Here is a 10214-nt window from a genome sequence, read left to right as displayed (position 1 = left end):
GTATCCTCGGTCGGGTCTTTCGGGAAATCGTCATTGATGTCCAAGGTACCATCACCGTCATCATCGTCATCGGTATCATCCGGGATTCCATCACCATCGGTATCTTGGGCGGCAGTTATGCTTGCACTATACGTTGTGGTGCTCACGGCATCATCCCCATCTTTCACCTTAAAGGAAAATGAAGCATAGTTTGCACCATATCCCCCATTTTCGGTGGTATATGTTAATAAGGTAATGTCATTGATCATGTCGTTGAGGGAGACCGGGTTTCCATTATATTCCAAAGTTCCATTGGCTGGAAGGGAAATGATTTGAATCCCATTGAAAGCATCACTTGGGTCATCATCCGTAAAAGTGAAATCGCTCACAGCAAAAGTATAGGCAATATCTTGAATCACATCCAAGGTAATATTGCCTCCCTCTGGAAGGTCATTCACATTGGTGATATTGAAGGTAACCGTTACAGTTGAAGAGAAAGAAACAGCATCTTCAAAATTGTAGGTAAAACTATCTGTGCCAGACTCATCACCATCATGTTCATAGGAGAAAGTACCATCGGCATTAAAAGTAAAGGAAGCTGCATGCGATGGACCTGAAATCAAATGGTACACCAAGTCATCGCCATCAACTTCCACATCGTTGGTGGAAACATCCTCGTTCAAGGTGGCGTTTTCATCCAAATTGAAGCTATCCGCATTTGCCACGGGTAAGTCGTCTTTCGGCAAAATGGAGAGTGTAATTTTGGCCGTTGCTTTCTGACCTTGATCATCCAATTCATAGGTAACGGTATCCGTACCATTTTCGTTGGCATTTGGGGTATAGACCACCTGATTGCTTCCGTTGACCACAGCTGTACCTTTGGTACCTTGTGTGGTAATGGTCACTGTTGGGGTTACACCTGTATCATATACGTCATTGTAGAGTATATCAATAGGGTCTGATGGGCTATCCTCGTCCAAAATGGCCAAGTCGTCATCCGCGCTTACTACAAGTGTGATATCGTAAGGACCAAAAGATGCAGTGCCTTCGTTGCCCGCATTATCTTTTACCTCAGCATGGATGTACCACCCAGAACCCCCACTGTTGAAGGAAGTCGTTTTTGACTGGCTGTTGCTCCAAGAAGTCCATGCAGCATTGTCCGTGGCTGGAGGGGTGGCACTTTGCACTTTGGCAAAACGTTGCACATCAAAACCACTACCGCCATTTTCATCTTGGAACACCAATAGAATGTCTGTGTCGGTATCCAAACTTCCACTTGCAGGGTTTGCCGTAATGGTTGGTACGGTATTATCGTCCACAATGGTAAGCGTTCTATAGAACGGCTCTGACCATACTCCTGTATCGGTCTGTGTTCGCATACTGATGATATAATCGGCCGATAGATTATTGTAGGCCGAGAAATCAGTCATTGGTGTCGAAGCATTATAAATCTCCGAATCTATCGGGTCCCCGTCGCCATCATAGGTGCGCTGGGTAACAATCCATTCTTGGGTTGACAATGTTCTACCATAAGGGTCAATGGAATTATCAACAATGGTTATGGTCATATTACCTGAATAGGTATTCAATACATCTGGTTGTATTGTAAACTGGGCAATTGGCAAATCTGAAGAACCACCAGATCCAGCTGTTTTTTCAACATAAATACTTGCAGGGCTACTCCAGGTACCTTGGTGATCCTGAACACGTAGCATCACCAAATATTCACCATCACTGACGGCGTTTTTGTCAAAGGCTCCAGTGTTCCAATCGTTGGTGGAGGCTGCATCTACGGATTTCCATTTCCATTCGGATTGGGCAATACCATTGTTGGCACCTCCATCCAAATCATAGGATGTATTATTGATAAAACCGGTATCTGCACTGTAGGTGAAACTTGCTACGGGTCTTCTGTGAAAATAAAGTATGGTAGGTGCCGTTGGAAAATCTTCAAAGGTGAAAGTATACTGGCCTACCTTATCGTAGGTTTCGGGCAAATCATCAAGATATATACCGGACCATGAGACTCTACCTTCGGAATTATCAAAATAGGTTTCGTCATGGGTGATGCGCCATCGACCATTGGGATAACTGGCATTGGCGGTATTGGTCTTCAATTCTGTGGGGGTTACGTCTATTTCCACAGATCGGTCCGTGAAGAAGACTTCCCCATCAGTAATGGTCCCAAACTGATACTTTTCATAAATGTATTGGGCCATTTCATCAATCCAAGTGGACCAACTGCCCGAATCCCTGTTGATAAAAGTACCTTGGTTATTGTTTTGGGTGATAAAGCGTTCAAACTGCGCCTCATTGGTGTTTGTTCCCCATCCAATATAGTGAATGTCCTCGTTGATGGTCCGCATCAAAATTTCGGCCAAGTCGGCATCATTGTCAAAATCGGCCACCTCAAGGTCGTCCAAGTTTACGTTAAAACGCAAGGCGCTGTTTCTCCATTGGGGTTCACGCAATACGTCTTTAAAGGCACGTAATTCCAATTTTTCAATGTTGATGTCCTTGAAATACGCTCCGGATTGTTCGTGCACGTAAAAACCATAGCTGCCTTGGGCATGGGTAGTGTCATCAAAATTAAAGGCTTCCACCCAATCGGTTCCGGCAGTGCCACCACCACCTCTTCGGGAGACTTTGATATTATTGCCATTTAAGTCAATTTTAAAGTCTATGGTCTGTCCATTGAAATATGCATCAAACATGTCCGCTCTAGTTCCGTTCCATCCATAAGTAGCGGAGCCGGAATTTCCACTATTGGTATTCAATGCCAATACGGTTATAGAGCCATTTTCTACTTTAATGATTGCTTCTGCAGGGTCACCATCGGTTCCATAACCGCTAATATTACCACAAGCTGAGTGGTTGTCTATAATGTAGGCATAAAAGTTCTGGTTGTCCACTTTTCTAAAGATGAAACCTACTTCACCATGCGCGTAAGGGGCTTCACTGAGTCCCCAAGTCGCTGAAATGGAACCGTCAGCGATATCCCCAGTGGGATCGTACATGGCAAACCCCCATCCGTAGGAAGTATATCTGCCCACAAAATCTGCAATGACCCGGTTGGTTCCAGAGTCAAAAGAGAAATAATCCCCAGTGTATGAGCTGTGTACGGGTGGTTCGGTTCCGTTGAAGTTCATTTTGTTCCAGCTGTTGAAAATGTCGCTGGCATCTGCTTGGTCAGAGGATATGGAGCTTCGTTGAAAAGCCTCTACCCTTAGTTTTCCCAAGGGAATTCCTTTTAAGTGCATGGCTTGTTCCAAATCATCCTCAAAAGTGGATAGATCTAGATTAGCCGATCCAACGGTCACCATTACGTCGACGTTGGGTCCTTGTTCTACCTTCATATCCACCGTTTGGGCCTTTACGGTCCCTGCCAGTAGAAATAGTACGAAAAGCGATAAAAAGCTTGTAAAAGTCTGTTTCATGGTCGGTTGATCTATTGAAATATTGAATTTTGTGTGGGTTGGTTCATAGTGGTATGGTCAAACGTAAGGTTGCTCCCGAAAACTGAGTTGCAGTTGGTGGGTACGGCAATGTTGAAGTACGATTTGTCACTGATTTTCTTGAGTAGGGCCAAACCTTCCGTATTGGACCCCAAGTTGCAGTCATAGACAATGAGCTGAATGTGGTCGCCTTGGTAGAGTCCTTCCAGCATGGACAGCTCAAATTCTTGATCCACACCATCGGAATCGTACGTGGTGTTTCCCAGTTCAAAAGCATTATAGCTTGCATTGGCAAACAGGTGTATCGCCAGTGTGGAACGATGATTTTCCAGGTACTCCCTAATGGATTTCCAGGGATTCCCATTTCCATCAATTTCCAATATCTCAGCATTGCTGGGCAAATTGTCCAGGACCTGTTGTTTCTGTGAATACTTGGCATCCAGGACTACAACACTGTTGGATTGTGCCATGGTTGCAGTCACTGCAAAAAGGAATAGGCAAAAAAAGGATTGCATAAATTTCATGTAGATTGAATCTCTCATTGATTTTTGGTTTAAGGTTGTGTCAATTGTTTTTTTTTGGTCTTTATTTCGGTTGAGTTAAGGCATAGGAAGGTCATGCCTGCAAAATCGAGGCAATTCACTTAGTGGTCCCAAAATCTATGGCACCGTCCTTAAATCAGGAAAATGTATGGGGTGGGTTCTAGTAAATCTCTTCCATAAAAGGGAACTGTTTTTAGTTGGTTTTTTAGGTTGTCGTGTTTGTTGTTTTCTTACAATCACAACATTGAGAACTGTACAATTTTTCTTATTCTTCACCTAAGAAACGGAGGTGGTATAGTCTTATTTTATGAAATCGTTCGGGGAATTGACAAATATCAATTTAGAATCATTTTCTTACAATAAATGAAGCAGAATAACCCACAAAGGCCCTGTTTCAGTAGTGTGGGCAAAGGGTAATTCTTACAAAATTATAAGTTTGGTGGAGGGTTTATAGCCTTGATACGGCCTTCTATAGAATTTCCTTCATAATGCGCGAAAGGGTTTCTGGTCTCATGGCCAAAAAAGAAGCTAGATGTTTTCTGGGGATTCTTCCTACAATATCGGGTCTAATGTTTTCCATAAAATAGAGAACCCGCTTTTTTGCATTGGGAATTCGAGCCAAATACACCCTATGCTCTGCCAAAATATAGTATTGTTCGAGCATGATGCGATTGATTTGGCGTATTTCCGGAAAATGATTGAGACAATACTTATAATCTTCATAGTCCAGATAGTCGCAATGGGTTTCCTCAAGACTCTGGATAAACTCCCTGCTCTTCTCATTTCTAAAGAAACCTGTTATAGAGGTAAAGATTTCATTTTCAGAGTCGATCCATGTGGTAATCTCTGTGGAATCAATTAAAAAATACCCCCGGACCATACCCTTTTTTATAAGGTAGAGTCTATTGCAGACTTCCCCGGCCCTGCTAATGATTTCATTTTTTCTGAAAAAGCAGCTTTTAATCTTGTTGGCCAGATAGGACTTAAGCTCTGAACTGAGTGGATAAATGGAATTAAGGTACAGGATAATGAAGAGATTCTTCTCTAAATTCTGGTTGGCATGCATTTGGAATGCTGGTTTTGGTATAAAGTATTGAACAATGCTTCAAAAACACCAAAATGGGGCGGGACAGGTATTTTTGGACCCGAAAGATACGGCTTGATACGTATATGAAGTAATGTTTTTGTTAAAAATAAACATTTGCACCACAGATATTGATATTTATCAATTCTTGCCTTTGGTTTAATGGGTCTTGAAATAAATACAAATACTTTGAAAATAAATTTATTTTAAATAAAAAGGAAACGAAAGCTTTTTTTTGTGAAACATTTTAGTTTATTTTGTTGATAGGTCAGCTACATCGTTGGCCATACCTAACCAATAAAGTAGAATATGACCATGGAAATGGTAGAAAAGAATAAAACCTATACAGAAATAGAAATTTTCCAGCAACCTGAAGTTTGGAAAAAAGTCTTCGAGGAAATTCAGGGACAACGGGATGGGATCGGCAAGTTCCTCTCCTCGCATTTGTCAAATGCCAACACAACTATATTGTTGACAGGTGCCGGCTCATCTGCCTTTGTTGGAGAATCGGTGGAACTTGTCATTGCGGAGGCTACGGGGCTCAATACCAGGGCCATTGCCACCACAGACTTGGTTACGCATCCAGAAGCAGTGGACCCCTTGTCCGACACTCCTGTTATTTTGATATCCTTTGCACGATCCGGTAACAGCCCCGAAAGCGTGGAAACGGTAAAGTTGTTGGAGGCCAGATTGGGAAAACTAAAACATCTGGTAATTACCTGTAACCCGGATGGAGCCCTCGCCAAAATGGCGGAGCGGGATTCCTCTACACATTATTGTATTGTATTGCCAGAGGAAACCAATGATAAGTCCTTGGCCATGACCAGTAGTTTTTCATCCATGCTGCTTTCCAGTTTACTGGTGTTCAACTTGGACAAGTTGGATGAAGCACAGGCTTGGGTGGAGCATGTTGGAAAGGAAACTTCCAAGATTTTTGATAACGTAGAATTTTTGAAGGACTTGGCCCGCTTGGATTTTGATCGGGCCATCTTTTTGGGGTCCGGTCCACTTTTGGGCATCGCCAATGAATGTCATCTGAAGTTACAGGAACTCACGGATGGTCAGGTAATTTGTAAACACGATTCCTGTTTGGGTTTCAGACATGGTCCCAGGGCAGTGGTCAAGGAAAATACCCTGTTGGTCTTCTTCCTGTCGCCGGATGCCCATGTGGCCAAATATGAGAATGATCTTGTTTCCAGCATAGTTCAAGGGGGCGGTTATCTTGATATGGTCTTGGTGGGACAAGAAAGCGAATCCATGGAATCAAACTATATGGTTCCAGTAAACAAGCACCCCAATGATGTTGCAGGTGTTTTTATCTTGCCCTATGTGGTCATAGGTCAGCTTTTGGGACTCTATAAATCGCAGGAGTTGGGACTGAACCCCGATAATCCTTCAGTTAACGGAGCCATTAGTAGAGTGGTGCAAGGAGTAACCATATACCAGAAGTGACATGATTCTTTGTATCTGTCCAAATCCATCCATTGACAGTTATGCCTATTTTAATGCGTTTGAAATAGGTTCGGTCAACCGTATGGAAAAAATAAAACCCTATCCTGGAGGCAAAGCGACCCATGTTGCCTTGGCTTTGGCCGAAATGGGAAAGAAAGTGACCCTCTTTGGGTTTTGGGGTGGGGCCACAGGGCAATGGATTAAGAAAGAATGTGAAAAAAGAGGGATACAGGTTGAAGGGGTAGAGCTGTCTGAAAACAACAGGCAATGTTATACCTTTCGTTCGGATGATGCTTCTGTGGCCAACACCGAGATTTTGGAACCTGGACCAACCATAAGCCCAGAAGACTGGGAATCCTTTACTATAAAGTTGCAGGAATTTGTGGAGCGATCGGAGATGGTGAACCTGTCGGGCTCTTGGCCCAAAGGAGTACCGGAAAATGCAAGTCAGGTTGTGGCCCAAAGCTGTAAGGGTTTGAACAAGAGATTGATGTTGGACGGAACTGGAATCCAACTAAAGAATGCCCTTCAGTCCGGGTTTTATGGACTGCATATCAATGAGCATGAGGCCAAAGACCTTTTTGGAACCGAGGACGCTGAAAAAGTACAGGGAGCTTTAAAGGATAACGTGCAACTTCTGGCGCTGACCAAGGGTAAAAAAGGACTTTACCTAGCGGATGGAACTGAAGTGGTACATGCCCTAAAACCTTTGGAAAAAGTAATCAGTACCGTGGGTAGCGGGGATTGCCTTACCGCAGGGATATTGTATGCCCTTTCGGAAAATAGGTCCTTGGAGGAAGTGGCTCGCTATGGAGCGGCCTTTGGGGCGGCCAATTGTGTCAATGACGATTTGGGCATGCTAAAACATAAAGATGTAATGGACTTTTTACCATCGACCGAAACAAAACTTTTGTGCCATGGCTAAAAACGATCTACTGGTAGTTGGGGAACTTAATGTGGACCTTATCCTTAATGGAATTCAAGGGTTTCCCCAAATAGGAAAGGAAATAGTGGCCAACGACCTAACACTTACTTTGGGAAGCTCTTCGGCCATTATGGCCGCCAATGCGGCGGCATTGGGTCTTTCTACCGGTTTCGCCGGAATGGTGGGCAATGATCAATTTGGGGATTATGTCCTGGAAACCTTGGAAGAGCGTAACGTAAGTACGGCTTTCGTGAGAAGGTCGGACAGCTATCAAACAGGGGTGACCGTAGTGATGAATTATGATGAGGACAGGGCGAATGTTACCTATTGTGGAGCTATGGAGGCCATGACCTCTTTGGATATCCCATGGTTTGAAATGTCTAACTATAGACACTTTCATTTATCCAATTTCTTTTTGCAGAAAGGACTCCATCAAGAGATTACGGCCATATTTAAAAAAGTGAAGAGCCTGGGGCTTACTACATCACTGGATTTACAATGGGATCCTGCTGATGTATGGAATTTTGACTACAAAGAATGTCTGCCCTATGTTGATGTATTTATGCCCAATGAAGCGGAAATTTTACGACTCACCCAAGAGGATAGCGTGGAAAGTGCGTTGAAACAGGTGGAACCCTTTGCTAATACCATAGCCCTCAAAATGGGCAGTAAAGGCAGCTTGGGAATCAAGAACGGGAATCGGATTCAAGTATCGGCCTTCAAGGCTGATGTTTATGTGGACTCCATCGGTGCAGGGGATTCATTCAATTCAGGATTTATTGCAAAATACCTGCAAGGGGCAGAACTTGGGGATTGTCTCTTGAATGGAAACTTGATGGGGGCCATCAACACCACAATGGCAGGAGGAACAGAGGCCTTCAAGGATAAAAAGGCCCTACAAACGAAAATAGAACAATTACAACATAGCAAAACAACATCCTAGTATGGAGCTTAAACAAACACTGAAAGAATTCACAAAACAGGGGCGAGGGCTTTTGGCGACAAACTACTACAATGTGGAAACCTTGCATGGCGTACTTAAGGCGGCATCGGATTTAAATGAACCCATTATTTTACAGCTGACCAAGAGTTCCATTGATTATATGGGACTTGAAACAGCGGTAAATTTAGGACGTTCCGGACTAAAACAGTTTGGCGTTACGGGTTGGATACACTTGGATCATGGAGGTTCCGTTGAGTTGGCCCATAGATGCCTGGATGCCGGATTTGATTCCGTGATGATTGATGGAAGTGAACTCCCATTTGAAGAAAATGTGGCCATGGCACAGGAAGTAGTGGAATTGGCCAAACAATACAAGGCCCATGTAGAGGCCGAACTCGGTTTTGTGGCCAAATTGGGTCAATCTACAGAAGGAGCAGGTTTCACACAACCCGGTGAAGCCAAGGATTTTGTGGAACAAACCGGGGTTGATGCCTTGGCCATTGCCATTGGAACGGCCCATGGGTTTTACAAGAGCGAGCCCAAGTTGCAGTTGGAGCTTTTAAAGGAAATTGCAGCGATTACCCCTTCAACCTTGGTGTTGCACGGTAGTTCGGGTGTACCCCATGATCAAGTGCAAAAGGCCATATCCTTGGGGATATGCAAGATAAACCTCGCTACGGAAATCAAGAATATCTTCATGAAAACCCTCCAAGAAAGATTAAGGAGCAATGAGGAAATAGACCTTAGAAAAGTTTTTCCTGTGGCAACCAATGCTGTCACGGAATTAGTGAAGACCAAACTATTGATGGTAAAGAACGAAAACCATGCTACGACCATTCTTTGATGCCCATGTGCATCTGAATACAGAAAGTGGGGAAAAGATGAAGATGGCCATAGGCCATGATGCCTATTTTTTGTCCATAAATACCAATGTCCCTTTCTTTCCTTCTTTAACAAAACAGGAAGATATGGTTCATTCCTTAAACGCAACTTTTGGAGATCGTGCTGTGTATATCTGTTCCTTTGATATGGAGCGATGGGGCAAGGAGGACTGGTTGACCGGTGTATTGAACCAAATCCAGAAGGGTATCGCCCGTGGGGCGAAGGGAGTAAAGATGTGGAAAAATATTGGCATGGATGCCGAACTCCGAGATGAGAATGGAGAATTTCTCATGCTGGACCATCCTGCATTCGATCCCATTTATGAATACATTCAGGCCAATGATTTGGTTCTTATCGGCCATCAAGGGGAACCCAAAAACTGCTGGCTGCCCTTGGATGAAATGACTGTGGATTCGGACCGCAACTATTTTAGTGCGCATCCGGAGTACCATATGTACCTTAACCCCGAGTATCCCTCTTATGAAGCCCAGATTGAGGCGAGGGACAATATACTTCGGCGTCACCCTAAATTAAAATTTGTGGGCTTGCACCTTTTTAGTCTGGAATGGAATCTGGATGAGGTGGCCAAACGGTTGGATGATTACCCAGAGACCATGACCGACTTGGCGGAGCGAATTTGCCATGTACAGTATCAAGCATTGGAAGACCGTGAAGGGGTGAGGGATTTTTTTATCAAATACCAAGACAGGGTCATTTATGGGACAGATGTGATTGACGATGGTTCCCTATCTGGTCAGGAAGTGGCGGATAGGTTGGAACACTTATGGAAATTCCACTGGGATTTCTTTGCAACGGACAATACCATGGAAGCACCGGAATTCAAGGGAGAATTTAAAGGCTTGGCCTTGCCCGATACGGTACTTGAAAAGATTTTTTATACAAACGCTGTCAAAACCTATGGGAAGCCAGGGAATTGATGGACTAAAACTCA

Annotated in this window: 8 protein-coding genes; 5 read left to right on the top strand and 3 right to left on the bottom strand. The window is 43.8% G+C overall.

Annotated elements, in window-relative coordinates:
• The 3 genes from DN53_RS12025 to DN53_RS12015 form a co-directional block, all read right to left on the bottom strand.
• On the bottom strand, window positions 1-3416 hold a 3416-nt coding region (locus DN53_RS12025; RefSeq protein ID WP_165357407.1), incomplete at its 3' end, for an Ig-like domain-containing protein.
• Between the two features lie 11 nt (window positions 3417-3427).
• On the bottom strand, window positions 3428-3976 hold the full coding sequence (locus DN53_RS12020) for a DUF4347 domain-containing protein (RefSeq protein WP_129654520.1): 549 nt from the start codon (window positions 3974-3976) through the stop codon (window positions 3428-3430).
• Between the two features lie 469 nt (window positions 3977-4445).
• Complete coding sequence (locus DN53_RS12015; protein ID WP_129654519.1) at window positions 4446-5042, bottom strand: Crp/Fnr family transcriptional regulator; 597 nt, start codon at window positions 5040-5042, stop codon at window positions 4446-4448.
• Window positions 5043-5375: 333 nt separating this feature from the next.
• Here DN53_RS12015 and DN53_RS12010 point away from each other — a divergent pair, with 333 nt between their 5' ends.
• From DN53_RS12010 to DN53_RS11990, 5 genes are read left to right on the top strand one after another with little or no spacing between them, the layout of a single operon-like run.
• The gene (locus DN53_RS12010; RefSeq protein WP_242502129.1) at window positions 5376-6512 is read left to right on the top strand and encodes an SIS domain-containing protein; all 1137 of its coding nucleotides are present in this window, start codon (window positions 5376-5378) and stop codon (window positions 6510-6512) included.
• Window position 6513: 1 nt separating this feature from the next.
• Window positions 6514-7437 (top strand): 1-phosphofructokinase family hexose kinase, encoded by a 924-nt coding sequence (locus DN53_RS12005; RefSeq protein ID WP_129654518.1) that lies wholly within the window; start codon window positions 6514-6516, stop codon window positions 7435-7437.
• Window positions 7430-8380, top strand: a complete 951-nt coding sequence (locus DN53_RS12000) for a carbohydrate kinase family protein (protein ID WP_129654517.1) — start codon at window positions 7430-7432, stop codon at window positions 8378-8380. The genes DN53_RS12005 and DN53_RS12000 overlap by 8 nt, the downstream gene beginning before the upstream one ends.
• Before the next feature lies 1 nt (window position 8381).
• Window positions 8382-9224 (top strand): class II fructose-bisphosphate aldolase, encoded by an 843-nt coding sequence (locus DN53_RS11995; RefSeq protein ID WP_129654516.1) that lies wholly within the window; start codon window positions 8382-8384, stop codon window positions 9222-9224.
• Window positions 9205-10200 carry an amidohydrolase family protein gene (locus DN53_RS11990; RefSeq protein WP_129654515.1) on the top strand — a complete coding sequence of 332 codons (996 nt, stop codon included), beginning with the start codon at window positions 9205-9207 and terminating at the stop codon, window positions 10198-10200. Before DN53_RS11995 ends, DN53_RS11990 begins: the two co-directional genes overlap by 20 nt.
• The last annotated feature ends 14 nt before the right edge of the window (window positions 10201-10214 follow it).

Source organism: Flagellimonas olearia (assembly GCF_004150225.1).
Classification (GTDB): domain Bacteria; phylum Bacteroidota; class Bacteroidia; order Flavobacteriales; family Flavobacteriaceae; genus Flagellimonas; species Flagellimonas olearia.
This window is presented reverse-complemented; position numbering and strand designations above follow the sequence as displayed.

Bases quoted from the DNA above. Each gene is read 5' to 3' on its own strand.
- DN53_RS12015 (WP_129654519.1), bottom strand. From the start codon at position 5,042: ATGCATGCCAACCAGAATTTAGAGAAGAATCTCTTCATTATCCTGTAC.
- DN53_RS12000 (WP_129654517.1), top strand. From the start codon at position 7,430: ATGGCTAAAAACGATCTACTGGTAGTTGGGGAACTTAATGTGGACCTT.
- DN53_RS12005 (WP_129654518.1), top strand. From the start codon at position 6,514: ATGATTCTTTGTATCTGTCCAAATCCATCCATTGACAGTTATGCCTAT.
- DN53_RS12020 (WP_129654520.1), bottom strand. From the start codon at position 3,976: ATGAGAGATTCAATCTACATGAAATTTATGCAATCCTTTTTTTGCCTA.
- DN53_RS11990 (WP_129654515.1), top strand. From the start codon at position 9,205: ATGCTACGACCATTCTTTGATGCCCATGTGCATCTGAATACAGAAAGT.
- DN53_RS12010 (WP_242502129.1), top strand. From the start codon at position 5,376: ATGGAAATGGTAGAAAAGAATAAAACCTATACAGAAATAGAAATTTTC.
- DN53_RS11995 (WP_129654516.1), top strand. From the start codon at position 8,382: ATGGAGCTTAAACAAACACTGAAAGAATTCACAAAACAGGGGCGAGGG.